This window comes from Bacillus cereus (assembly GCF_007678085.1).
GTDB lineage: Bacteria > Bacillota > Bacilli > Bacillales > Bacillaceae_G > Bacillus_A > Bacillus_A cereus_BE.
The window spans coordinates 1,700,462-1,723,401 of the sequence record NZ_VEDW01000001.1 but is presented as its reverse complement, the minus strand read 5'-3'; the positions used below and the strand labels follow the sequence as shown (position 1 = coordinate 1,723,401).

Here is a 22,940-nt window from a genome sequence, read left to right as displayed (position 1 = left end):
TGTATAATAATAGGTGAGAACTATTTTCAAAGAGGAGGTGTATAGTTAATGAAGTTAGTTATTCCGAAGCAACACGGTGCATGGGCCATGCTCGTTATACCATTTCTATTAAGTGTCATACTTGGGAAACCTACTATGTATCATATTCCATTGTTTTTAGCTTGGTTCTTTATCTATTTAGCTACGTATCCATTTCTTATGTACATAAAGCAAAGACGAAAAAAAGAGTTTTTACATGCTGCAATAGTATATTTTATCATCGCTTTCGTATTTGGGATTGTTTCTCTATTATATGAATGGCGCATTCTTTTATTCGTAGTAGTAATGATTCCATTATTTATAGTAAATATGTATTACGCTCGTCAAAAAAATGAAAGAGCATTACTAAATGACATAAGTGCGATTATTGTTTTCTGTATTGGTGGTTTAGTTAGTTATTATTTTTCAATGGAACTTATAGATAAAACAGCACTATTTATTGCGCTTATATCATTTTTATATTTTTTAGGAAGTACGTTTTATGTGAAAACGATGATACGTGAGAAAAATAACCCGAAGTATCGTCGTATATCATGGGGGTATCATATTCTATTAACAATCATTATATTTGCTATCAATCCGTGGTGTGCGCTTATTTTTATACCGAGTGTCATTCGAGCAATTATGTTGTATGGTAAAAAGATTTCTATTATAAAAGTAGGTATTTTAGAAATTGCTAATTCTGTATATTTTTTAATTATAACGGTAATAATTATGAAGTATGCCATTTGAAAAAGCTTCCCACCTTATGATGGGAAGCTTTTTCAATCTTGTTCTAAAATGTGAACCGTGTAATCACAGCGTTGAATAGCTTGTTCGATCGCATAAAGGGATTGTTCAATACGTGCGCGATTAAAATCTTTTTCAACAGTCTGTAGCGCTGCTTCTAAACAATGTTTTGCTTCTTGTAATGATTGAAATGAATCTTGTACATATCCGCGAGCATTTTCGTGCATTTCATAATCCTCCTTGCATATTCATATATGTATAGTATGAACAGTAAAGAAGAAAATATTATTTGTTATATTTGTTTGACAATTGAAATGAAATTACGTATAGTAAGAATTAAGTGAATATTTTCTTATCCAGAGAGGTGGAGGGACTGGCCCGATGAAACCCAGCAACCGCGATGCAGGTGCTAATTCCAGCAGAACATATTTGTTCTGGGAGATAAGACGAAGATATATACGTAACTTCTTCTTATCGGAGAGGTTTTTTTGTTGCAAAAAAACCGATTACGAAAATTTATATTAAGAAGAAAGGGGTTGCGAAGTACTGTGACACTCGAAAAATACGTAAAACTGCGTAGTACAGTTTATGAATATATGATAGAGCAAGATAAGCCAATATCATTGTTAGATATTCAAGAACATATCGTTTCGCATCATGAAGGAAAATTCACGAAAAAGATGTTACATCAATTTTATTTATCAAGACTATTAGATGAACTGAAACTGGATGGGAAAATTACATTAGCTGATGAATATCTCTATACTGAAAAAGGGGTATTTTATAAGGCGGGAAAAGGGAGCTAAGCTCTCTTTTTTTTGAAGTATGTAGAGTAAAAGACTGCTTAAGCAGCCTGATACAGGGAATGGTGTTGAGTGTGTAGTGTCAAAGATTGAATGTGCCTGAAAGAGGCACTTCATATCGGCTGCAAATGAAAAGAGACACCTTCGCCGAATAGGTGTCAGTCGTTTGTCATATAGACTTGCTATTTGACAGTTATTAGAATAACATGCAGTGGCTTTAGAAGTCAAAAGGGAATTAAAGGAAGAGGTGTTGTTATGTATGCTTACTTATTACATGATATAACGAAATGGATTCCTAAGTACATTATGGATAAGGGATATGAATATTATGAAGAAGGACATGTAGAAGATGTTGAAATACAAGACAAGAAAATATTTGCTTTCGTTACTGGAAATGCAGGAAACTATGAAGTGATTATTGATCTTGAAGATTTTACAGAAAGTAGCTGTGAATGTCCATATGAAAACTATTGTAAGCATATGACCGCAGTTGTTTATGATATTCAAAGTGCTGGTGAGAGTACGGTGAAAGAGAAACTGAAAGATTTAGAAAAGGAAGAGTTACTTACAGTATTAAATCGTTTATTACAAAGTTCGAAAAACGTACAAATTGTAGAGAAGATGTTAAAGAAGGGGAAACTTTAACTTATAGAGGGAGTTGTTTGGCAGTGAATGTACTAATTGTATACGCTCATCCTAGTCCTTCCAGTTTTAATGCGGCGATTTTAAAGCATGTGCAAAAAGGATTACAAGAAACTAATCATTCGGTTACGGTACTTGATTTATATAAAGAAAAATTTGATCCGGTTCTTGTATTTAATGAAGAGAAGAAAAGACGTGATTTAGTAAATGAAAAAGAGACAGCCCGTTACAGAACATTAGTGGAAGAAGCAGATACTCTTCTTTTCATTTATCCAATATGGTGGTGGGGCATGCCAGCTATTTTAAAAGGGTTTATCGATCGCATTTTCGTTGCTGGATTTGCTTATAAATATGAAGGAGCCCTGCCGAAAGGTTTATTGAAAGGTAAGAAGGCATGGGTAATTAATACGTTAGATTCACCGTTATGGTACGTCGCATTATTATATCGATCAGCCGATTGGATTATGATGAAGAGAGGTGTTTTACGTTTTTGCGGCATTCGCGATATAAAGCGGTCAGTTTTTCAATCTGTAAAAACGAGTAAACGAGAGAAGCGGGAAAAGTGGTTATTACAAATAGAAGAAAAGGCTCGTACGTTATGAATGAAATGGAACGTATTATAAAGTGTTGTCAGTATGATAATGAACTTTTTCGTACATATATTAATCGCTTGATCGAATTGAAGAAGTGTAGTGAAACGTTTCAACAAATTCAAATCCAATTAAGAAATGATTATTTAATAAGAGGGATTTGTGAAAGAGAAGTTGATGAGGTGGTAAGGGGAAGTAAAGAATATGATACATATTTTCTTCCTAAAGTGTTACAGTGGAATTTCCTTAAGAACAATCCACATTTAATTGAAAAAGTATGTGAATACTTTTTTGCATTTGAGGCATTACATCTTACGGAGATAGAGTGGAAGACCATTATAAATTGCATGGGAAATAAATAATTTATTATGTAAAAAAGCTAGTATAAAACTAGCTTTTTGTTTAGATAAATAAGAAACATAGACTAATGATAAAACCTGCATATAGTAAGTTAACAACGCAAAATCCCATAATATCACGAGCACCTAAACCAGCTATTGCTAATGCCGGTAATGCCCAGAAAGGTTGAATTAAATTCGTCCAAGCATCGCCCCACGCAATTGCCATTGCTGTTTTTGCAGCAGGTACTCCAAGTTCAGCGCCAGCTGGAATCATAATGGGTGCTTGCACAGCCCATTGACCGCCACCAGATGGAACGAAAATATTAACGATGCCAGCACTTAAAAAAGTAAAGAGCGGAAAAGTCGTTTCGTTTGAAATGCTAATAAAGAAATTAGAAATAGCTCCTCCAAGTGAAAGTCCTTCACTATTTGCTCCAATCATCATCCCCATAATTCCAGCGTAAAACGGAAATTGAAGTAAAATACCAGAAGCACTTTTCGTAGAATCTGAAAAAGCGCGAATATATTGAATCGGCGTACGGTGGAAAATAAGTCCTGCAATTAATAACATAAAAATCACGATATCGAGAGTAAGGTTAAAGCCTTTCGTATAAAAGTAATTGAAAATATAAATGAGACCTAACAACCCAACGCAAAGTGTAATAATGATGCTATTTTCCATTTTTTCAGCGAACGTATTGTTTCCTACTTCTTGGGCAGCAGCTTCTTCATGGAATACGCTAGGATCTACCGTAATTGTATGTTTTTCATCTGGATGCATCGCTTTATTAATGAGAGGCATCGTAACGAGAAAAATAATAACTGGTACAAGTGCGTATGGTGAGAATAACGTTTCTGTTATTGGGATCGCTTCTTTAATACTGCCAGCTGTCGTTTTAATTAACGTTTCGCCGCCTGTTGCTAACGTAAGAGGAATAGAAGCAGAAAGCCCCGCATGCCAAATGAGAAATCCAGAGTAAGAAGAAGCAATGGCTAGTCTATAATCTAATCCTTCCAGCTGCCTCGCCACTTCTTTTGCATATAAAACAGATACAACAATACCAAATCCCCAGTTTATGTATGCTCCTAGTAAACTTACGATTGAAATGGCAATAATACCTTGTCCATTCGTTTTTGGTAGCTTTGCCGCTTTCGTTAATCCTTTTTTAATAAGAGGCGCGTTCGCTAAAGCAGATCCTGTCACGAGTACAAGTGCCATTTGCATAGAAAAGGCGAGAAGTCCCCAAATTCCATTACCCCAATGATTAATCATTTCCACAGGTGTTTGGTGCGTTGCAAACATGCCGAAGAAGATAACAAAAACAGTTAATAAACATGATAAAATAAATGGTTCTGGCAAGAAACGTTGCACTAAGGCGACGCAACCATTAGTAAAAGAACGAAACAAAATAGATCAACCTCCTTATGTATATGTATTACAATTATTCGAGGTTGTTTAGATGATAACCTTCAAAAGATGGAAAATTCTGAAATTTACAGACGACTTTCTCAGAACAGTACCTTAGTTAAAAAGGGCTCTGCAACACCTCATTGAGGGCTTGTTTTAAATCCTCGGCTGATAATTGCTGATTATTTATTAAAGGGACATAACTAGAGGAAGTTCAAAATAAAGTGATTCACTGGTGCTGTTTATCCCACAATGGCTAATATTGTACGCTTGTTTTTTTTTTCAAAATCATTTGCCGAATACTAGACACTATTATCTTCACGTTCTATTAAATTGTGCACTAATCTTAGCGTTGGATTTAAGTGTCCTTCTCCACCAATATTGATATAAAGTGCTTTTTTCATTTTTATCCTCTCCAGTAAATGTAGTGTCGTAAAAAAGAGTAGATTGAATTGGGTTTTGTCTATATGATAAAGGCCGAAAGTTAAAAATATCTGTTTTATTGATGCTATCCTTAAGTTTGAGATTTGGTTTTTAGATAACTTGATGCTACCTCTTATTGACATGTTATACTACTCTGCGTTACTATATACATGTACTAAGTAATACAAAATACCTGTGATACATAGTACTGGGTAATATCTCAGAAATGTTGAAAGGGGTGCTTCAAATCATTAGCCGTGGTGCAACTTATGGCTATGAAATCACGCAGCAGCTATGAGCGCTGGATTGGAATGACATTGTGGAGGGAACAATCTACATCATCACGATGTGGCTCGAAAAAATAAACTCGTGTATATGGAGAAAGACATTCATTATAGGCCCACCACACAAATTTTATCGACTCAATGAAGTTGGCCAATAAAAACTAGATAATTTCTGAACTAAATAGAACATTATTCCAAGTAAAATAAACGAATTAACAGCCAAGCATAGTGTACCGGACAAAATTGGTACTTTACTATAAGACATACAAAGTGATGTGAAATCGTCATTTTGATAAGCAATTTCATAAATTCATCAATGTAATTAAATGATAGAACTTTGCTGAATAGCTTAGTATTTTAAAGGAGGAGACTATAATGAATTTTTTAGAAAAAATCACTGGCAGCGATATGACTAAAAATATGAAAAATCTTGAAGCGAGAGTAAAAGTCTTGCCAGCTGAATACCAAACTGTTTGGAAAGAAATCATAAATAATCTCTGGATTCATGGAGATTTTTCCGGTCGTAATTTAATGCCAATTTTTGATAGTGTTCTTGAACTGCTTGAAGTTACATCAGCAGACGGACAGAGCGTCGAAGAAGTATTAGGAGATGATATAAAAGATTTTTGCGCAGCGCTTGTTGGTGAAGAATGTGCAAAAACTTATAGAGATAAATGGCGTGACAAACTCAACAAGAACGTAGCAAGAAAATTAGGAGGACTGAAATGATTATCAAAAAAATCATCGAAGGAAAAAGGGAGTGGAGAGCTCATATTTCTCGTGTTAAATTGCTTCCACAGGATTACCAAATTGTATATAAAGAAATCCAAAAATACCTCTTCAAAGTCGGTCCTATTGAACTAAACGAAGGTATCGGAACGCTCTCGGAAATTCTCAGCTTTTTTGAAGAAGGCGCAGCTAATGGGAAGGGTGTGCTTGAAGTTACAGGAACAGACGTTGCTGCTTTCTGCGATGGACTGATTGAAGATTCAAAAACTTATGTTGATCTCTATCAAGAAACGTTCAATCAAAAAGTCGATCAGGAAATGAAAAAATAGAAGGATTAAACAAACTTTCAAATCAGCAGGTGGGTGCAATGATTCAAAAATAAAAATCTATAGAGGTTTTGCTACATCGCTATCAAACGAAGATTTTGCACTACCTATAGAGCGAAAAAGACGTTATCCTTTCTGTAGAATCATAGGAAAGGATGGCGTTTTTTTATTGTATAGGGGTATCCCTGAAAATATAGGGTGCTACAATCTCTAACTATTGTTATATATATTTCAAATGGAATGAATGTATTGGAGGCTTCTAATATGCTTATCAAAGTAATGCAAATTCGACTTAGAAAAGGTGAATACAATCCATTTCTGAAATTATGCATTGAGGTATGTAAAGATTTAGGTGTCACATTAAGTGATTTATTTTTATCGTTGTGGGGGGACACCAAAACCTCAGGGTGATGGGCATGTGGTTCTATTCCATCATCAATCTAGCAAAAAAATGTTCTCCCTCTAATATGTAATATTGCATATAAAAATGAATTGATGCAAATGTAAAAGCTTATTATAATGAAAGCATAAATATACAACACATCTTAATACAGCAAAGAGGAGGAAGTAATATGGAAATCGCAATGGCAGTTTTAAAATTTTTAGGTGGAGTAATTCCGTTAGTTCAAGAACTTTTAAAAGCGTTTATGTAAGTTTATTAGTTAGCTATTATGTATCAATCATTATTATATCTTACTAAAAAAGAACGGGGTGATTTTTCTGAATATTAAGAAAAATACCAGAAAAAGAAAGTTCCTTGCATGTTTATTAGTTAGTCTAAGCACTCTTAATTATTCATCTATTTCTTTCGCAGAAACACAAATCGTTAATGCAAATGATATAACTAAAAATGCTAGTAGCATTGATACTGGCATAGCAAACCTTAAATATAATAATCAAGAGGTTTTAGCTGTAAATGGTGATAAAGTAGAGAGTTTTGTTCCGAAAGAAAGTATCAATTCAAATGGTAAATTTGTAGTAGTGGAACGCGAGAAAAAATCACTTACAACGTCACCAGTCGATATTTCGATTATTGATTCTGTAGTGAATCGCACGTATCCAGGAGCTGTACAACTTGCCAATAAAGCTTTTGCAGACAATCAACCAAGCTTATTAGTGGCTAAGAGAAAGCCTTTGAATATTAGTATAGACTTACCTGGCATGAGAAAAGAAAATACAATCACTGTCCAAAACCCAACATATGGTAATGTGGCTGGAGCAGTAGACGATTTAGTATCTACTTGGAATGAAAAATATTCCGCAACACATACGTTACCTGCAAGAATGCAGTATACAGAATCTATGGTTTATAGTAAATCACAAATCGCAAGTGCTCTTAATGTTAATGCTAAATACCTTGATAACAGTCTAAACATTGATTTTAATGCGGTTGCAAATGGAGAGAAAAAAGTGATGGTGGCGGCATATAAGCAAATATTCTATACCGTAAGTGCTGAACTACCTAACAATCCATCTGATCTGTTTGATAATAGTGTTACTTTTGATGAGTTAACTCGTAAAGGAGTAAGTAATTCAGCTCCACCTGTTATGGTTTCAAATGTAGCTTATGGAAGAACGGTTTATGTAAAATTAGAAACCACATCTAAGAGTAAAGATGTACAAGCTGCTTTTAAAGCCTTACTTAAGAATAACAGCGTCGAAACGAGTGGACAGTACAAAGATATTTTTGAAGAAAGTACCTTTACTGCTGTAGTATTAGGCGGAGATGCGAAAGAGCATAACAAGGTTGTTACAAAAGATTTCAATGAAATCCGAAATATCATTAAAGATAATGCTGAATTAAGTTTTAAAAATCCAGCATACCCAATTTCATATACAAGCACTTTCTTAAAAGATAATGCAACTGCTGCTGTTCATAACAATACAGATTATATCGAGACGACAACCACAGAATATTCAAGTGCTAAAATGACACTTGATCATTACGGTGCTTACGTTGCTCAATTTGATGTATCTTGGGATGAATTCACATTTGATCAAAATGGGAAAGAAGTACTAACACATAAAACATGGGATGGTAGCGGCAAAGACAAAACAGCTCATTATTCTACAGTTATCCCTCTTCCACCAAATTCAAAAAATATAAAAATCGTAGCAAGAGAATGTACAGGCCTTGCATGGGAATGGTGGAGAACAATTATTAATGAACAAAATGTTCCGTTAACAAATGAAATAAAGGTTTCAATTGGAGGAACAACGTTATACCCAACTGCTACTATTAGTCATTAGGTTGGAGCAAAGCGCCCTGTTTATAGGGCGCTTTTTTACTTGTTTGAAAGAATATCGGTGTTTTTAGATGTATCATAATCAATTCGTAAATCTTGTAATCATATTTTTTTATGGCTGTATCAATGTTATTAATGATTGCATTCCCCTTTATTAAATCCCCATAAATGTAGCCTATCTTAGGTTGATAGTGATGCATGGTGTCTCCATGTATATAAATGTATTTTGTCGAAATTATTAAAAAGGGGAATTTTTCTATTTGAAGAACTAATAATTGATTGTCAATATGTATTAGAAATCTCAATCTAAACTAAAGGAGAACAAAATGGGACAAAACAATAAGGGCTTTTCTGAAACAGGATTGCGCAAAATGCGCAATATATTGGCGCGGCATGTCGATTCTGGAAAGATTCCTGGGCTCGTCGCCTTAGTCAGCCGAAACGGCGAGACGCATGTCGAAGCGCTTGGAACAATGAGGCATGATGGTGGTGCACCAATGCGTCGGGACACGATTTTTCGATTGGCGTCCACTAGCAAGCCAATCGCTGTTTCACCAGTAATGGTTCTGCTCGATGAGTGCAAACTGCATTTAGACGACCCAGTAGACAAATGGCTACCGGAACTCGCCGACCGGCAAGTATTGAAACAGCCCGATGGCCCGCTAGAAGAGACCGTCCCAGCACGGCGTCCTATCACTGTACGAGACTTGTTGACCTCCACATTCGGACTCGGAGTGGATCTCACGTTGATGGGTTCTCCAATCATGAACGCGTTCTTCGAGAGTGGGATATTCGACACGCCAGGGCAGGATATGCCCGATCCAGATGAGTTTATGCGTCGCCTAGGTGGACTTCCGCTAAGCTATCAGCCCGGAGAGCGGTGGCAGTATCATATCAGTATAGAAGTAATCGGCGTTCTTGTTGCCAGGGTCACTGGTCAGACGTTCGAGTCGTTCTTGCACGAACGCATATTCGATCCGCTAGGAATGAAGGACACTGGATTCTACGTACCTCAGCTCAAGATTGATCGGCTTCCACCAGCCTTCAACCCCAATCCGCAGACAGGTGAATTCATCGTGTGGGATGAGGGGGCGGGTGGACGTTATAGTAAACCTCCAGCATTCCAAGCAGGCGGTGGTGGACTGCTTGGAACCGTCGACGATTATCACGCGTATTTGCAGATGCTTTTGAATAAAGGGATGCACGGTACTAAACGGATCCTGTCTAGACCCGCAGTCCAGCTGATGACCACCAACCGTCTTACTCCGGAACAACAAGTATACCGAGACGATTTGGCCAAAAATAACGTCCATTTGTCGTTCGGACAAGGGATCCAAGGTGGCTGGGGCTTTGGGATGGCGGTGCGTACCTATCTTGGAGACTACGCGTCTATTGGTCAATTCGGCTGGGATGGTGGAACCGGTACTTCAGCTTACGCTGATCCAGATAAACAGTTTATTGGAATTCTGTTCACCCAGGTTGGGATGTCCACTCCGGCTCCATCGCATCTTATCCAAGACTTCTGGACTACGGCCTATCAAGCAATCGAAGACTAGGGTAAGTTTAAAGGAAAACGCCAAGACGGATAGATAATCATAGGCTTGATGGCCAGGATCAACACCATGGTTAAAAGTTAGGATAGGACCGTGTTGGAAGTACTGCGATAACAGTTGGACATTATTAATAATAGCACAACAAAAAATCCTCTTGGATGCAAGAGGATTTTTTTATTGGGAATAGTAAGGACGAGAGGAGGTGCATTACATATGGGAAAAGGTAGAAGTAATAATGCTGGTAAAAAACAACCGAATTTCGATGATTCATCTAATTTCGCTAAACAAAGCCAACCGACAGAAAAGAAGAAGAAGTAAAAAAAGGATCTCTCTTGATAAAGAGAGATCCTTTTTTTATATATTGACGTTTCGGCACAACGTATCGATTGCTCAACCAAATAGTCATTATAGTCATTCATGCAAGGCTTAAACTCCTTCGAATGGAAGTTAATTTAATATTATTGTCCTGCTTTTTATAATGTTTCTTCACGTTTACCTTATTTAAAAAGCCAATAAAAAAAGACACGTTTCCTAAATAAACGAGCTCTTAATGGAGTATTATCTTTATTTTGAGCATTTAATAAAATTCTCCAATTTATATTTTACTCTAATAGTCTATGAAATTTAATTAATTAAATGTAAAATTTATATAGTAAGTTATAAAAAATTATGAAGAACTTAAATATATTATTCTACAATTAGGCCAAATTATAGAGTGAAAGTTCTACTAGGTCTAAAAATATTGAGAAACACGAGGAGAGGGTTACATTGACTATTTATGAGCAATTTATAGAGGCTCTTAAAGAAAAAATAGGTGATACTTTAACATCTGCAGAGATAAAGGACAGATTAATAATAAAATTTAATACGAAACCAGGGAGTATTAATCCTGCTGATTATTGTTATAACCGTTATAACAAAGGGAGAGTGTTTAATAAAAATTTGTTTATATATATAAACAAAAAAACTTATAGGTATGTAGGTGAAAATTATCCTTATACAGGATTAGTTTTTCACAAACCTAAAGGGACAGATGTTGAGTCTGTTGTAGGGGAGTGGGACAATGGCAAACTTCTTTTCTATAAGGAGAAGGATAAAATAGGAATCTCACAAATTAAAAAGTTATATGAGGCATACTTTGAAATGTTACGATTTGAGATGAGTGTTCTTGGTTGTAAGGCAACTGAATTAAGGCATCTTATAGGTCGTCTAGGTGAATTTTTTTGTGTCCTTTACACAAATGGGGAGCTATCCAAAGTGACTAATCAGCATGGATATGATGTCATTAAAGATGGACGAAGAATAAGTGTTAAAACAACAGCTCAAGAAAAAGGGTTTATCACGATCAATCAAAACACATTTGATCAATTTGATGATTTCTTCGTAGTTCAGTATAAAGATGATGATTTAAAATTATTATTTTATGGGTCAAAGGAAGAGATTCCATCGCTTAGACCATATGGGAATACTTATGAGGTTGATATAAATTCTTTAAAGAGAGTAGAAAAGACACTCCTATAGGGTGTCTTTTTAGCAGAAGTAAGCAGCTCCAACGATGATTATTCAGCTTTGTAATTTGGAGCCACTTTGCGTTCTTATCATTAATTTTAACTTTTTGTTCGGGATTACAAGCTCTAACATTTTGGACAATCCGTTTAGATTTCGATATTTCTTGGTGGATTCCTAATTTATATTTACTAGTTTACCCATGCTTCTTTTTTAAAAGTATTTGTAGAGAGTGCGGATGGTATGAGACGAATATGAGAAAAGAAAGAAAAGAATTCATTTAATATAAGAAAGATAGGATCTTTAAGTACATTCGAATTGCTAAATTAGTTTTTTCGCCAGCCATACAGCAGAAGTCAAAACAATTTACGAAATGAAGACAGCCGATGATTCCTATGTTAAGGAAGCATCGGCTTGTATTATGTATATTGAGTTAGTTTACGTTTCTGGAATAATTGTAATAGCGACGGTCCGAACTGGGGTCTCTTTTTCGTCGCTTTTATTTTGGGTATGGTAGTATTTATTCATTAATTCGTTAAGTTCGTTTTGAAAGCTCATAAAGTGTTCTTCATCGAGCTTTAAGTCCACAACAGAAAAAGTAGCACTATCTTCTTGATTGTTTTGTTCCTCTAATTTCTTAAGGTAACTTTGATATTGTGTCATAAGTGATAACTGGTAATAAGAAATGTAGTTTAACTTGTCATCATCAGATAATCCTTTCCACTCACTTCCTTCAATTTTTGCATCTTCTTCATTTATTGCGTAATATTTTTCAGAAACAGATTTTACCTTTTTTTCGTTAATTACATGGACGATACCAGAATCAACCATAGTTTGTAGCTGTCTATATAGTGTTGCTTGTGGTACATTTTTAATGATTTTTACCATTTCTAATGGTGTTAGTCCATCTTCTTTATTTCTCATTAATACTTGGCAAATCTTCATTCTTACTGGATGCATTAAGATTTCAACTTTATTACTCACTATATCACCTTATTCATTATTTATTCTCATTATAAATAATGAGAATAATGTTTGCAATACATCTGCTCTTGATTTATCATTATTATTATCAATAATGATAATGAGTTTAGGAAGGAATGATAAAAATGCAACTACATTATGGATGGAATGATCTTAAAGACATGGATATTATGGCGTTTCTCCCAATCATATTGCCGGTTATTGCAGTGGGAGCACTTTTAGTTTTCATTGCGTTAATTGATTTATACCGACATAGAAATACAAGAAAAAATGTACTTATATGGACGCTAATTATTCTTTTTGTTAACGTATTGGGACCTATTCTGTACTTTGTTATAGGGAGAAAGGACGGTGAGAAATTATGAAATTAGAGATTAGAAATGTAACAAAATCATTTAAAGGAAAAATTGCTGTTAATACTTTCTCCATGGAACTGCAATCAGGAGAATGTGTAGGGTTAATCGGACCAAATGGAGCAGGGAAATCTACATTAATAAAAGTAATTTCAGATATTATTAATCCAGATGTTGGTGAAGTGTTATTGAATGGGATAAAAATATCAAAAATGAAAAGGGAAATTGGCTACTTACCCCAATACCCTAATTTTTTTCATTGGATGACGGCGCGAGAAACCCTTATGTTTATGGGGCAACTTTCAGGGATGAAAAAAGAAGTATTGGCAAAGTCGATACCAGAAATTTTGGAGAAAGTTGGATTAAGTGGGGAAGAGGATTCGAAGGTGAGTACATTTTCTGGTGGAATGAAACAAAGACTCGGTATTGCACAAGCATTACTGCATAAACCAGCGCTTATTGTCATGGATGAACCGGTATCTGCATTAGATCCAATAGGCAGAAGGGAAGTATTAAATCTGATTGAAGAAATAAAAAAAGATACGACTATTTTATTATCAACCCATATATTGAGTGATGCAGAAGAAATTTGTGAGCGATTTGTCATGATTAAAGATGGAACAAAGATAGAAGATACAACAATTACGGAGCTTTTACACCGCAATAGTGAAAATAAATTAATCATTGAAATTACAGCTAAAGATCGAGAGTGGATTGACGTTGTGAAAAATTTACCGTATGTGAAGGATGTAGAAGTGATAGGACTTAAAGTCAAAGTGAAGGTTGAGAGTATCGAAATAAATAAAAATATGTTACTGCAAAATGCACTCGAACATAATGTGGACATCGTAAAATTTGAAATAAGCAACGATACTTTAGAAGAAATTTTCTTGAAATTGGTGGTGCAAAAATGAATAAATCAATGATATTGATAAAAAAAGAATGTGTTCAAATGTTACGTGATTTTAAGGTAATTTGGCTACCAATTGTTTTTATATTTTTAGGAGCGACACAGCCAATAGTAACGCATTACTTACCATTCATTTTAGGAGCATTAGGTGGAGGGCAGGGAATTACCATCGATCCAAGTATGACAGCACAAAAAGGAGGCGAAGTATTAGCGAGTACTTTGGGGTCTCAATTTGATCAGCTCGGTCTTATGATTCTAGTGATTTCTATGATGAGTGCCATTCAAACAGACAAAGCTAACGGTATGTTAGCGTTTATTTTAACAAGGCCGGTTACTGTTACTTCGTATATAGCTGGGAAAATAGTATCAAATTATGTAATAGTAGCGCTCAGTGTAATGATTGGATACTTTACCTCTTATCTATATACAAACTATCTTTTTACTGTTGTTCCGTTTTCGTACATGATTACTGGATTACTATTTTATTTAATTTGGGTTCTTTTTATCGTATCTTTCACAACTATGATAAGTGCTATTTTTCACAGTCAAGGTATTATTGCGCTAATTTCAATTGCTTTTCTTTTAGCTTGTAGAATAATCGTCGGTTTGATTCCAATAGTAGATCAGCTTAATCCAGCCAGTATGAGTAAACATGCAATGGAAACGTTAGTCACTGGGGTAGTAAATTCAAATGCAATAATTAATGGACTACTAACTATAGTTTGGATTTTATTTACACTGTTCGTAACGTATTATTGGATTGCTAATAAAAAGTTTAATTATGAATAACTTTGATAAGGATAGTGGCTTCAAATAAAACACCCCAACAAGAAAAAGCTTCCACTACTGTGGAAGCTTCTCTAAATGATGTGCAATATCAATATACATATTTGAGTAAACAGAATGTATTTCATTACTAGGTGTAGCGTTAGAAGAGAAGTGGACAATGACCATATTTGCTTTCGGATCGATGTAAAGTATTTGTCCGTAACTACCTAACACTTCAAAAGCACCTTGTTCATTGTGCGGTATCCACCATTGATTATGATAAGAAATGGGAGCTCCAGGACCGACTGCAAGTTCACCTTCTTGGACATTTTTTATATCTTCAGTAATAGAAGAAGGGAGGATTTGTTTTCCGTTATATGCCCCGTTGTTTAATAGTAATTGCCCGAATCTAGCCATATCTCTAGCAGTTGCATTTAAGCCAGCGCTTGCTTGTTCTATTTTTGTTTCATCTGTAACGTAATACGCGTTTTCTTCCATACCAATTTGAGACCATATGCGTTCGCTAACATTTTCCGCTAATGATTTACCAGTGATCGTTCGAATCACCCAAGCGAGAGTTTCCGCTGATCCGTTATCGTACGAAAAATCGGAACCAGGCGGTGCAGTTTCTTCTGCTTCTCGTAACATATCATAAATCTTCATTGGACCTTCGTAGTTTTTGCCCCGAGGTAAAATATTGCTCGCTAAATATAGTTGTGCATCTTGATTTTCTAACGCTGGATGTTCGTATCCATGAGTAGGATACTGTGCAGAAACTTGCATGTCCATTAATTGCTGAAGTGTGGCATTACCGAACGGTGTATTTTTTAATTCTTTTATATATGTGTTAGCTGTTTTTTCTAAATTAATACGGTTTTCCTCAGCGAGAGATTGTATAATTGCCCCGGTAAAAACCTTCGCTAATGACGCCATACCATGAGGTTCACTCTCGTTATACCCGTTGAAATATCGTTCATAAACAAGTTGCCCATTATGTACAACGACAAAAGCATCTGTTTTATTATCGTCTAAAAGTTTTTTTAGAGGAGTCGTTCCAAATCTACGCTCCACAGTAAAATCGTCTAAGTTTTGCGATGCAGTAGGGAAGTGGAAAACGTGATCCGGGTTATTTTTCACTTCGTTAATTAAAGTGAATTCTTTCATATGTGTATACGACCAACGTAAGTACGGGTCATCTAACCAATTTTTCTTCGTCACGTTGTTTTTCGATGGGATTGTTTTATTATGTTTGAAGTATGTAAAACCGAGCCCTGTAATTACAAATATCAATGTGATTATGAGTAAGAGTAGGGGAGATTTTTTAAGTTTCATAGGGGTCCCTCCTTTTTATTTCTATTATAAGTATACGCTTCTAGTGAAAGAAATACAAAATAAGGAAAGTAAACGGGGAAGTTTACTTTCCTTATTCATGTTAAGCGGAAACTTTTCCGTCTGTATGTTGTTTCTTGAATTTTTGTTTTCGTCCGTGTAATCCATAATAGAGAAGTAAAGTGAAAGCAACGATAATAGCTGCGATAAAATACATATTATGATAACTTGATTTCGCTGCGACGATACCTAAAATGAAAGAACCAAAACCGAGACCACTATCAAAGAATGAGAAGTACGTAGCTGTCGCAGAACCACGTCGATGGTTTGCAGCGGCAGAGATCGCAATCGTTTGGAAACTTGGAATTAATGTTCCGTAACCTAAACCGATTAACATACCTGCGCCAAGGAACCAAAACGGAGTTTGCGCTTGGCTTAAAATGAACATCCCAATTGTGAAAATAATGATAGCTGGGTAAACAAGTACATTTTCACCGAAGCGATCAAAAATCTTTCCTGTAAATGGACGAGAAATTACAACAACGAGTGCATATACAATAAAGAAGTAACTAGCAACTTCTCCTAAACCGATCTCTTTCGCATAAATAGGAATAAAGGATAAAATCCCACTATAAGAAAAGGCTAAAACAAATCCTGTCAGAGCGATCGGAATAGAAGATGGTTCAATTAAGTCCTTCCAGTTCATTTTTTCACGTTTTTGTTTGCTTACTGGCACTTCATGCGGAATATTTACGAGTAGTCCTAATAAAAATGCAAGCAATGAAAATACGGAACAAACGATAAATAGTACAGTAAATGAAAAATGAGAAATAATTGTTAAACCTAAAAAAGGACCAATTACCATCGGCAAACTCATGAATACGCCGAAATAGGCCAGTGCTTCGCCTCTTCTATGAGCTGGCGCAACATCTGTGACAATCGTACCAGTTGCAGTTGTTGCCATACCGAACCCAATACCATGTAAGAAGCGAAGGGCAAGTAATAAGAATAAACTTTGTGCACCGAAATACATAACAGTAGCAGCTAAAAATAATGACAGTGAAATAAATAAAATTTTCTTTCTCCCTAATTCATCAAGCCATTTTCCTGTAAATGGTCTACATAAAACAGATGAAATAAGAAAAACAGTTGCAACTAAACCAATTTCCTCAGGTTTTCCTTTTAGACCGTCTATTACATAGACAGGCAAAGTAGTCATGAGCATATAAAATGTTAAGAAGAGAAATAGACTACTAAAACAAGTTCCGAGGAAATCCTTCGTCCAAAGTTTTTCACTTTGCATCGTCATCCCTCCAATTTAATCTAAGTTTTTAATAATTTGTTGTAACACTTGAAATGCTTGATGTAACTCATCTTCGTTAATACCATCTAGCGTTTTTTCTTCAAAAGTATCAACTTCTTCTTGCCATACCGGAATCATTTTTATCGCTGTTTCTGATAAAGAAATGAGCTTCTCACGGCGATCTTTTCCTTCTGTACGAATAATCCAGCCCATCGTTTCCATACGGGTTAACGTACGAGTCATCGTTGGTGATTCAACATTTAAATACTGACATAATTCTGTTTGTGTACAAGAACCAGTTTGATTGATGCGGAAAATAACAGCCCATTGCGCACTAAATAGCCCAGTGGGAGATACGCGTTCATTAAATTTCTTTGTGAATTTTCGAGAAGTCTGGCTGACAATGTGAAAAAAATGTTGTTTTTCGTCCATGTATTTTGATCCTTTCAAATTAGTTACCTAGCTAACTATATCCTTTTTTATGATAATTGTCTAGTAATAGACATGTTGATTTATGTAATAATTTCGTATAGCTTTTTTGTTGAGAACATACATTCTGCATGTTATTCTTTAAGTAAGTAAAGAATTTTCTTTCTATTAAAAAGAATGGGGGAACTTGTGATGATTAAGCCTGCAACAATGGAGTTTGTTTCACTATCGAACGGAGAAACGATTGCGTATCAGGAAGTTGGAAGGCAAAATACAGAAATTCTTGTACTCATTCACGGGAACATGACATCGTCACAACACTGGGATTTAGTTATTGAAAAGTTGCAAGATCAATACCATATTTACGCTCTTGATTTAAGAGGATTTGGCCAATCAACATATAATCAATCGATAGATTCATTACAAGACTTTGCAAGAGATGTAAAACTATTTATCGATCAATTAAAACTAGAAAAATTTTCATTAATGGGCTGGTCAATGGGCGGTGGTGTTGCGATGCAATTTACAGCGAATCATCCAACGTTTGTCGAAAAGTTAATTTTAGTAGAATCAGTAGGCATGAAGGGATATCCAATTTTTAAAAAAGATATTAACGGGCAGCCAATCGTATCAAGTTTAGTAAAGACGAAAGAAGAAATCGCGCAAGATCCAGTACAGATTGCTCCAGTGCTAGATGCGATAAAAAATATGAATAAATTATATTACCGTACAGTATGGAATCTATTAATATATACACATAATCAACCGGAACCGGATCGTTACGAAAAGTATTTAGACGATATGTTAAAACAGCGTAATTTCGTAGATGTAAATTATGCGCTCATTACATTTAATATTTCGGATGAACATAATGGGGTTGTAGAGGGAAATAAGCAAATTCAGCATATTAAAGCTCCGACACTCGTCATACAAGGTGACAGAGATTACGTCGTACCGCAAGTAGTAGGTGAGGAATTAGCAAAACATTTGCCGAATGCAGAGTTGAAGGTGCTAGAAGATTGCGGCCATTCGCCGTTTATTGATTGTTTAGATGTATTTATAAAACATGTAGAAGATTGGTTAGAAGATAAGTAGGTTGAGGAAGAAGTTAGATGAAATGTGTCTAGCTTCTTTTTTTTGTGAAAAAACCAAAATTATTTCATCCACTAGTTCTTTCTTATTACATAGCAAACAATATATAATGAGTGTGGTGGATTACAAAAGGGAGAGATTAGGGATGTCAATGCGTTTTACTTTTTGGATTATGGTTGGAATTGTAGCAATCTCCGGTTTATCACAAGGGATGCTCTTACCGGCCATTGCAATGATTTTTGAACAAGAAGGGGTTAGTTCAAGTATTAATGGTATTCATGCAACGGCATTATATATTGGGATATTAGTTATTTCACCGTTTCTTGAAAAACCGATGCAAAAGTTTGGAATGAAGCCAATTATCGTTATTGGTGGGTTTCTCGTTGTTATATCATTATTCTTTTTTACACAAACTTTTTCATTTTGGGTATGGTTTATTCTTAGATTTCTAGTTGGAGTCGGAGATCATATGCTTCATGTCGGAACACAAACATGGATTACGACAACATCAGACCCGAGTAAAATTGGTAGACAAGTATCGATATACGGTGTATTCTTCGGAATTGGTTTTGCCGTAGGTCCGTATTTAGCGAGCACTGTTCAGTACGGTCTTGCAACACCATTTATGATATCTACTATACTTTGCTTAATAGGTTGGCTTTTACTACTGCCAACGAAAAATGCATTCCCGGCACAAGATGAAAGAGAAGTGAAGAGTGAATCATCATTTTCTCGTTATAAACAAGTTGTTGGATTAGGATGGATTGCACTGCTGGGACCACTTGCATATGGCGTACTGGAAGCAATGTTAAATAGTAACTTACCAGTATACGCGCTTCGTAAAGGATGGTCTGTTTCAGATGTATCCTTCTTATTACCAGCGTTCGCAGTTGGGGGCATTATTACACAAATCCCACTCGGTATATTAAGTGATAAATACGGAAGAGATCGTATTTTAACGTGGACGTTCAGCGTAAGTACGGGTATTTTTCTACTTGCAGCAGTATTTGATCAATATTACTGGATCGTCTTTGCCTGTATGCTATTAGCTGGTATGGTCATTGGATCGTGCTTCTCATTAGGTCTTGGATTTATGACAGATTTATTACCGAGGCACTTACTACCAGCAGGTAATATATTATCTGGAATCGCCTTTAGTTTAGGAAGTATTATGGGACCTGTATTAGGAGGCGTATTTATAGAGAAAATACAGTATACAAGCTTTTTTATTGCGGTTATGATTATAATGGGAATTCTCGCAATGCTATATATCGTCTACATGAAAAATCAATTCGCATCAAGAAAAATAGAAAGTAGGTTAGGGCATGACAAAACAACCTAATAAAAAGAAATTTGAAGTACTCGAAAACGAAACAATTACAGACTGCTTAGCACGTATGGAACAAGAAGGCTACGCACCATCACGTCGCATGGAAGAGCCAATCTTTCATGAAGTGAAGAAAAACGGAAAAACAGAAGTTGAACCGTGCGGTAGGAAAATTGTTTTTGAGGGTAAATTGAAGTAATCAGTTATATAAAAAGAATTTGCTTTGAGGTATAAGTAAGATAAAACATATAATCACATAAAAAAACGCTGTTGATTTCAATATCAATAGCGTTTTTATTTATACTAAACATATAGATCAAAATGAATTTCTGCTTGAATGAGACTAGCAAAATTAATAATCTCTTTTTGTAAATACATCGCGGGTGATTCGTTATTTTCCACTTGAATCACTATCATAAAAAGAAACTCTAAACTATATTTCTTCTTGAGATGTTTTAATTGTTCTGCTTTTCCTTCAAGGGATTTTAGAATAACATGCAACTGATTATTTATATCGTAGGACTCTTGGTATCCAGTGCTTAAAGTCCAATCCGTCTCTTTTCTATATATGATTTTGGTGGATACAAGATTCGGATTATCACGTCTTGCAACAACATCACCTTTTTTATAAGTGCTTGTAGGCTCGATACTTAGGGCCTCGGTAATTACTTCAACAGGGAATATATCACCCGTTACACTAAAATAAGCCATAACTTTGGTTTTATCCAGAACGGTTCCTCCTCTATTATTACGATGTTAATCATATTACATTATAAAAAATTATGAATGTAAATAGAATTTTTATCCTGTTATTTGTGGGTAGTAAAGCTTCTAATGGGAGGACAGTAGGTGAAAGTCAATTGTCCATAAAAGCATGATTAGTGTTCGGTTATGCTAAAGTAAGCTAAAGAAAATGGTTTACTTTTTTTATTAACGGCTTAGAAAGACTGGATTTTAATAGTGTACTAGAAAACTTTTGGTACACTATTTATTAAATATCGCAAATGAGAGAAGAATTGTAGGATGAAACATGAAAATATGTAGGGATTAAAAGTTAAAAAAGCTAGTATTGGAGAAGTTTTAAGATATTTAATTGTAGAGGATGGCATGGTTCTCAAAAAAGTATATGAATTAGTTCCTCCTAAAGTAGTATACTCATTAACAATAAAGGGGAAAGTTTTAGACTTGTATTAGATATTATGAGAGAGTGAAAAATATATGGGGACAAAACAGAGAGAATAAACTGGTTCTCACTTAGTTAATGAAAAAGGTCTGTAGTATATACTATAGACCTTTTTTCTGTTGGGTTAACTGAGATATTGTTTTAATATTTCTAATCCTATTTCTAATTCATCTAATGAGTTTGTAGAAGAAAGAGCAACACGTAAATATTTACTAGGAGTAGTCTGCCCACTAATAAAACGATCAGAATGAAAAATTCGAACACCACACGTTTGTAAATCAGTTTCTAATTTTAAAGCATCAGAATGAGTTGTGATAGGAAGCCAACGGTAAAAGCTCAGAGGATGTCCAATAGACGGGATGTCAGGGAAATATTTTGAATAGAGTTCATTTGCAGCTTGAGCTTGGTATTTTTTTTGATTAACGATTTCATGAGCCTTTCCCGACAATATCAGCTCTGTTATAACCTCCGCGTCTAAAGAAGACGTTTTAACATTTACATTAAAGATGGCCTGCAAAATATTATTTCGCAGTGGCTCCCCAAAAGCCATATAAGCAACTCTCAGTCCAGAACAAATGCATTTAGAAGTTCCACAAATATAAACACTCTGTTCTGGAAGTAAATTGAACATAGGTTGTTGGTAATCAGAAATAACACCTGCTGTCAAAAATGCATGTATATCATCTTCAATCAAAATTAAATGGTGTTTTTGAATGATAGCTGCCAATTCGTGCTTACGAAAATCTGCAATCATAACCGTAGTAGGGTTTGAACAAGAGGGCATTAGAAAAATCCCGTGAATATCTAATTGACTACATTGCTTATCAAGTTCATCTGGGAGCATTCCGAATTCATCCCCTTGAATTGGGACTAATTGAATATGAAGCATTTTTGCTAATTCAATAAAGTTTGAATATGTATATAAATCGGTTGCAATGCGATTGCCAGGTTTAAATAAAGCAGTCAATGTAATGGCCAAGGCATTTTGCGCACCTGAAACTATTGCTATATGTTCTTGTGTTACATTAATGCCAAAAGAACTCATCCAATTCAAGCCTGCCATTTTTTGATGAGGAAGTCCAGTTGGATCATTGTAATTTAGTAGCTGTTCCAAATAACTTTTACCTCCAACCGTTTGAATAACTTCCGCTACTATATTATTAGATTCCTCAAAAGAAGCTACAAAACCAAGATCGATACTGTTTGTCATTTGTTCTGTTGATATCGTAATTGACCGTGCAGCATTAGGTGCTACAAAAGTTCCATTTCCTGTGATTGCATATATTAAGCCCTTAACTTCGCATATTTTATAAGCACGAGTAATAGTCGTAAAGTTCAAATCTAGAAAATCCGCCAGTTCTCGTTGCGGTGGTAATTTTGTTCCTGGGGCTAATAAACCATTTATAATATCATGTTCAAGTAGTGTGGCAATTGAAGAATAAAAAGGACGCTTTAATAAATTTTTATCTGGTTTCCAAGACATAAAATAATTATCAAATGAATTTATTGGCATGTTACACCTCGATGGTTATATTTTGTACAAAATATATAACAAATATGAAGATAGATTACTTTCGCATTATTTATCAGTAGAATAACACACATTTTCTTATGAAAATTGTAATCCATACAATAAATTCATT

Annotated in this window: 25 protein-coding genes, 2 pseudogenes and 1 riboswitch; of the genes and pseudogenes, 19 read left to right on the top strand and 8 right to left on the bottom strand. The window is 35.2% G+C overall.

The genetic code is table 11. The annotated features are described in order from the left end of the window. Positions 1–48: 48 nt before the first annotated feature. Positions 49–771 carry a YwiC-like family protein gene (locus FS742_RS08830; protein ID WP_144612003.1) on the top strand — a complete coding sequence of 241 codons (723 nt, stop codon included), beginning with the start codon at positions 49–51 and terminating at the stop codon, positions 769–771. Positions 772–803: 32 nt separating this feature from the next. Here FS742_RS08830 and FS742_RS08825 read toward each other — a convergent pair whose 3' ends face one another. Then, on the bottom strand, positions 804–995 hold the full coding sequence (locus FS742_RS08825) for a hypothetical protein (RefSeq protein ID WP_000544998.1): 192 nt from the start codon (positions 993–995) through the stop codon (positions 804–806). 122 nt (positions 996–1,117) lie between these two features. Further along, a riboswitch (SAM riboswitch) is annotated at positions 1,118–1,216 on the top strand. Between the two features lie 40 nt (positions 1,217–1,256). On the opposite strand from FS742_RS08825, the gene FS742_RS08820 reads away from it, so the two are divergent. The 4 genes from FS742_RS08820 (at position 1,257) to FS742_RS08805 (ending at position 3,165) form a co-directional block, all read left to right on the top strand. Continuing rightward, the gene (locus FS742_RS08820; RefSeq protein ID WP_002096439.1) at positions 1,257–1,574 is read left to right on the top strand and encodes a hypothetical protein; all 318 of its coding nucleotides are present in this window, start codon (positions 1,257–1,259) and stop codon (positions 1,572–1,574) included. A gap of 252 nt (positions 1,575–1,826) precedes the next feature. After that, complete coding sequence (locus FS742_RS08815) at positions 1,827–2,216, top strand: SWIM zinc finger family protein (protein WP_144612002.1); 390 nt, start codon at positions 1,827–1,829, stop codon at positions 2,214–2,216. A 23-nt stretch (positions 2,217–2,239) separates the two neighbouring features. Then, positions 2,240–2,815, top strand: coding sequence for an NAD(P)H-dependent oxidoreductase (locus FS742_RS08810; protein ID WP_144612001.1), 576 nt, complete (start codon positions 2,240–2,242; stop codon positions 2,813–2,815). Next, the gene (locus FS742_RS08805; protein ID WP_144612086.1) at positions 2,812–3,165 is read left to right on the top strand and encodes a group-specific protein; all 354 of its coding nucleotides are present in this window, start codon (positions 2,812–2,814) and stop codon (positions 3,163–3,165) included. Before FS742_RS08810 ends, FS742_RS08805 begins: the two co-directional genes overlap by 4 nt. Before the next feature lie 40 nt (positions 3,166–3,205). Here the strand turns inward: FS742_RS08805 and FS742_RS08800 are convergent, their stop codons facing one another. After that, positions 3,206–4,552, bottom strand: a complete 1,347-nt coding sequence (locus FS742_RS08800; RefSeq protein WP_000490004.1) for a short-chain fatty acid transporter — start codon at positions 4,550–4,552, stop codon at positions 3,206–3,208. A 631-nt stretch (positions 4,553–5,183) separates the two neighbouring features. Here FS742_RS08800 and FS742_RS27985 point away from each other — a divergent pair. The 7 genes and pseudogenes from FS742_RS27985 to FS742_RS08745 form a co-directional block, all read left to right on the top strand. After that, a pseudogene (locus FS742_RS27985) lies at positions 5,184–5,414 on the top strand (helix-turn-helix transcriptional regulator); the annotation flags it as partial. Positions 5,415–5,634: 220 nt separating this feature from the next. Beyond that, positions 5,635–5,988: a DUF1048 domain-containing protein gene (locus FS742_RS08780; protein WP_144612000.1), complete on the top strand. Its 354-nt coding sequence runs from the start codon at positions 5,635–5,637 to the stop codon at positions 5,986–5,988. Further along, positions 5,985–6,317: a DUF1048 domain-containing protein gene (locus tag FS742_RS08775; RefSeq protein ID WP_144611999.1), complete on the top strand. Its 333-nt coding sequence runs from the start codon at positions 5,985–5,987 to the stop codon at positions 6,315–6,317. Before FS742_RS08780 ends, FS742_RS08775 begins: the two co-directional genes overlap by 4 nt. A 708-nt stretch (positions 6,318–7,025) precedes the next feature. Then, a complete protein-coding gene (alo, locus tag FS742_RS08765; protein ID WP_144611997.1) occupies positions 7,026–8,564 on the top strand; it encodes an anthrolysin O/cereolysin O family cholesterol-dependent cytolysin Alo in 1,539 nt (512 codons plus the stop codon). A 322-nt stretch (positions 8,565–8,886) separates the two neighbouring features. Beyond that, complete coding sequence (locus FS742_RS08755; RefSeq protein WP_048525198.1) at positions 8,887–10,116, top strand: serine hydrolase domain-containing protein; 1,230 nt, start codon at positions 8,887–8,889, stop codon at positions 10,114–10,116. 765 nt (positions 10,117–10,881) lie between these two features. Next, positions 10,882–11,634, top strand: a complete 753-nt coding sequence (locus FS742_RS08750; RefSeq protein WP_144611995.1) for a DUF7225 domain-containing protein — start codon at positions 10,882–10,884, stop codon at positions 11,632–11,634. A 53-nt stretch (positions 11,635–11,687) separates the two neighbouring features. Continuing rightward, a pseudogene (locus FS742_RS08745) lies at positions 11,688–11,903 on the top strand (DUF5360 family protein); the annotation flags it as partial. Positions 11,904–12,057: 154 nt separating this feature from the next. Here the strand turns inward: FS742_RS08745 and FS742_RS08740 are convergent. Then, entirely contained in the window at positions 12,058–12,603 is a 546-nt protein-coding gene (locus FS742_RS08740; RefSeq protein ID WP_144611994.1) for a transcriptional regulator, read from the bottom strand. Between the two features lie 125 nt (positions 12,604–12,728). Here FS742_RS08740 and FS742_RS08735 point away from each other — a divergent pair, with 125 nt between their 5' ends. The 3 genes from FS742_RS08735 to FS742_RS08725 are packed head-to-tail and all read left to right on the top strand — an operon-like array spanning position 12,729 to position 14,655. Then, positions 12,729–12,968 (top strand): PLD nuclease N-terminal domain-containing protein, encoded by a 240-nt coding sequence (locus tag FS742_RS08735; RefSeq protein ID WP_144611993.1) that lies wholly within the window; start codon positions 12,729–12,731, stop codon positions 12,966–12,968. Continuing rightward, positions 12,965–13,870, top strand: coding sequence for an ABC transporter ATP-binding protein (locus tag FS742_RS08730; protein ID WP_144611992.1), 906 nt, complete (start codon positions 12,965–12,967; stop codon positions 13,868–13,870). The genes FS742_RS08735 and FS742_RS08730 overlap by 4 nt, the downstream gene beginning before the upstream one ends. Next, complete coding sequence (locus tag FS742_RS08725; RefSeq protein ID WP_144611991.1) at positions 13,867–14,655, top strand: ABC transporter permease; 789 nt, start codon at positions 13,867–13,869, stop codon at positions 14,653–14,655. The genes FS742_RS08730 and FS742_RS08725 overlap by 4 nt, the downstream gene beginning before the upstream one ends. Positions 14,656–14,709: 54 nt before the next feature. Here FS742_RS08725 and FS742_RS08720 read toward each other — a convergent pair whose 3' ends face one another. The 3 genes from FS742_RS08720 to FS742_RS08710 form a co-directional block, all read right to left on the bottom strand. Then, a complete protein-coding gene (locus FS742_RS08720; RefSeq protein ID WP_144611990.1) occupies positions 14,710–15,966 on the bottom strand; it encodes a serine hydrolase domain-containing protein in 1,257 nt (418 codons plus the stop codon). A gap of 100 nt (positions 15,967–16,066) precedes the next feature. Next, complete coding sequence (locus tag FS742_RS08715) at positions 16,067–17,266, bottom strand: MFS transporter (protein WP_144611989.1); 1,200 nt, start codon at positions 17,264–17,266, stop codon at positions 16,067–16,069. A 15-nt stretch (positions 17,267–17,281) separates the two neighbouring features. Further along, the gene (locus FS742_RS08710; RefSeq protein WP_144611988.1) at positions 17,282–17,698 is read right to left on the bottom strand and encodes a MarR family winged helix-turn-helix transcriptional regulator; all 417 of its coding nucleotides are present in this window, start codon (positions 17,696–17,698) and stop codon (positions 17,282–17,284) included. A gap of 174 nt (positions 17,699–17,872) precedes the next feature. On the opposite strand from FS742_RS08710, the gene phaZ reads away from it, so the two are divergent. From phaZ to FS742_RS08695, 3 genes are all read left to right on the top strand, one after another. Next, entirely contained in the window at positions 17,873–18,790 is a 918-nt protein-coding gene (gene phaZ / locus FS742_RS08705) for an intracellular short-chain-length polyhydroxyalkanoate depolymerase (RefSeq protein ID WP_144611987.1), read from the top strand. Positions 18,791–18,932: 142 nt separating this feature from the next. Beyond that, entirely contained in the window at positions 18,933–20,129 is a 1,197-nt protein-coding gene (locus FS742_RS08700) for an MFS transporter (protein ID WP_144611986.1), read from the top strand. Next, positions 20,113–20,313 (top strand): NETI motif-containing protein, encoded by a 201-nt coding sequence (locus FS742_RS08695; protein WP_000166305.1) that lies wholly within the window; start codon positions 20,113–20,115, stop codon positions 20,311–20,313. The genes FS742_RS08700 and FS742_RS08695 overlap by 17 nt, the downstream gene beginning before the upstream one ends. 104 nt (positions 20,314–20,417) lie before the next feature. Here FS742_RS08695 and FS742_RS08690 read toward each other — a convergent pair whose 3' ends face one another. Continuing rightward, the gene (locus tag FS742_RS08690) at positions 20,418–20,825 is read right to left on the bottom strand and encodes a DUF4279 domain-containing protein (protein ID WP_144611985.1); all 408 of its coding nucleotides are present in this window, start codon (positions 20,823–20,825) and stop codon (positions 20,418–20,420) included. 396 nt (positions 20,826–21,221) lie between these two features. Between FS742_RS08690 and FS742_RS08685 the strand changes: the two genes are divergently transcribed. After that, positions 21,222–21,308 (top strand): winged helix-turn-helix transcriptional regulator, encoded by an 87-nt coding sequence (locus FS742_RS08685; RefSeq protein WP_144612084.1) that lies wholly within the window; start codon positions 21,222–21,224, stop codon positions 21,306–21,308. 113 nt (positions 21,309–21,421) lie between these two features. On the opposite strand, the gene FS742_RS08680 is transcribed toward FS742_RS08685, so the two are convergent. Then, positions 21,422–22,810: an aminotransferase-like domain-containing protein gene (locus FS742_RS08680; RefSeq protein ID WP_144611984.1), complete on the bottom strand. Its 1,389-nt coding sequence runs from the start codon at positions 22,808–22,810 to the stop codon at positions 21,422–21,424. Between the last annotated feature and the right edge of the window lie 130 nt (positions 22,811–22,940).

What these genes read in the sequence shown, in the direction of transcription:
- FS742_RS08830 (WP_144612003.1), top strand. Translation starts at nt 49, where the DNA reads ATGAAGTTAGTTATTCCGAAGCAACACGGTGCATGGGCCATGCTCGTT.
- FS742_RS08825 (WP_000544998.1), bottom strand. Translation starts at nt 995, where the DNA reads ATGCACGAAAATGCTCGCGGATATGTACAAGATTCATTTCAATCATTA.
- FS742_RS08815 (WP_144612002.1), top strand. Translation starts at nt 1,827, where the DNA reads ATGTATGCTTACTTATTACATGATATAACGAAATGGATTCCTAAGTAC.
- FS742_RS08805 (WP_144612086.1), top strand. Translation starts at nt 2,812, where the DNA reads ATGAATGAAATGGAACGTATTATAAAGTGTTGTCAGTATGATAATGAA.
- FS742_RS08780 (WP_144612000.1), top strand. Translation starts at nt 5,635, where the DNA reads ATGAATTTTTTAGAAAAAATCACTGGCAGCGATATGACTAAAAATATG.
- FS742_RS08775 (WP_144611999.1), top strand. Translation starts at nt 5,985, where the DNA reads ATGATTATCAAAAAAATCATCGAAGGAAAAAGGGAGTGGAGAGCTCAT.
- FS742_RS08755 (WP_048525198.1), top strand. Translation starts at nt 8,887, where the DNA reads ATGGGACAAAACAATAAGGGCTTTTCTGAAACAGGATTGCGCAAAATG.
- FS742_RS08735 (WP_144611993.1), top strand. Translation starts at nt 12,729, where the DNA reads ATGCAACTACATTATGGATGGAATGATCTTAAAGACATGGATATTATG.
- FS742_RS08730 (WP_144611992.1), top strand. Translation starts at nt 12,965, where the DNA reads ATGAAATTAGAGATTAGAAATGTAACAAAATCATTTAAAGGAAAAATT.
- FS742_RS08725 (WP_144611991.1), top strand. Translation starts at nt 13,867, where the DNA reads ATGAATAAATCAATGATATTGATAAAAAAAGAATGTGTTCAAATGTTA.
- FS742_RS08720 (WP_144611990.1), bottom strand. Translation starts at nt 15,966, where the DNA reads ATGAAACTTAAAAAATCTCCCCTACTCTTACTCATAATCACATTGATA.
- FS742_RS08715 (WP_144611989.1), bottom strand. Translation starts at nt 17,266, where the DNA reads ATGCAAAGTGAAAAACTTTGGACGAAGGATTTCCTCGGAACTTGTTTT.
- FS742_RS08710 (WP_144611988.1), bottom strand. Translation starts at nt 17,698, where the DNA reads ATGGACGAAAAACAACATTTTTTTCACATTGTCAGCCAGACTTCTCGA.
- phaZ (WP_144611987.1), top strand. Translation starts at nt 17,873, where the DNA reads ATGGGGGAACTTGTGATGATTAAGCCTGCAACAATGGAGTTTGTTTCA.
- FS742_RS08700 (WP_144611986.1), top strand. Translation starts at nt 18,933, where the DNA reads ATGTCAATGCGTTTTACTTTTTGGATTATGGTTGGAATTGTAGCAATC.
- FS742_RS08695 (WP_000166305.1), top strand. Translation starts at nt 20,113, where the DNA reads ATGACAAAACAACCTAATAAAAAGAAATTTGAAGTACTCGAAAACGAA.
- FS742_RS08690 (WP_144611985.1), bottom strand. Translation starts at nt 20,825, where the DNA reads ATGGCTTATTTTAGTGTAACGGGTGATATATTCCCTGTTGAAGTAATT.
- FS742_RS08685 (WP_144612084.1), top strand. Translation starts at nt 21,222, where the DNA reads ATGGTTCTCAAAAAAGTATATGAATTAGTTCCTCCTAAAGTAGTATAC.
- FS742_RS08680 (WP_144611984.1), bottom strand. Translation starts at nt 22,810, where the DNA reads ATGCCAATAAATTCATTTGATAATTATTTTATGTCTTGGAAACCAGAT.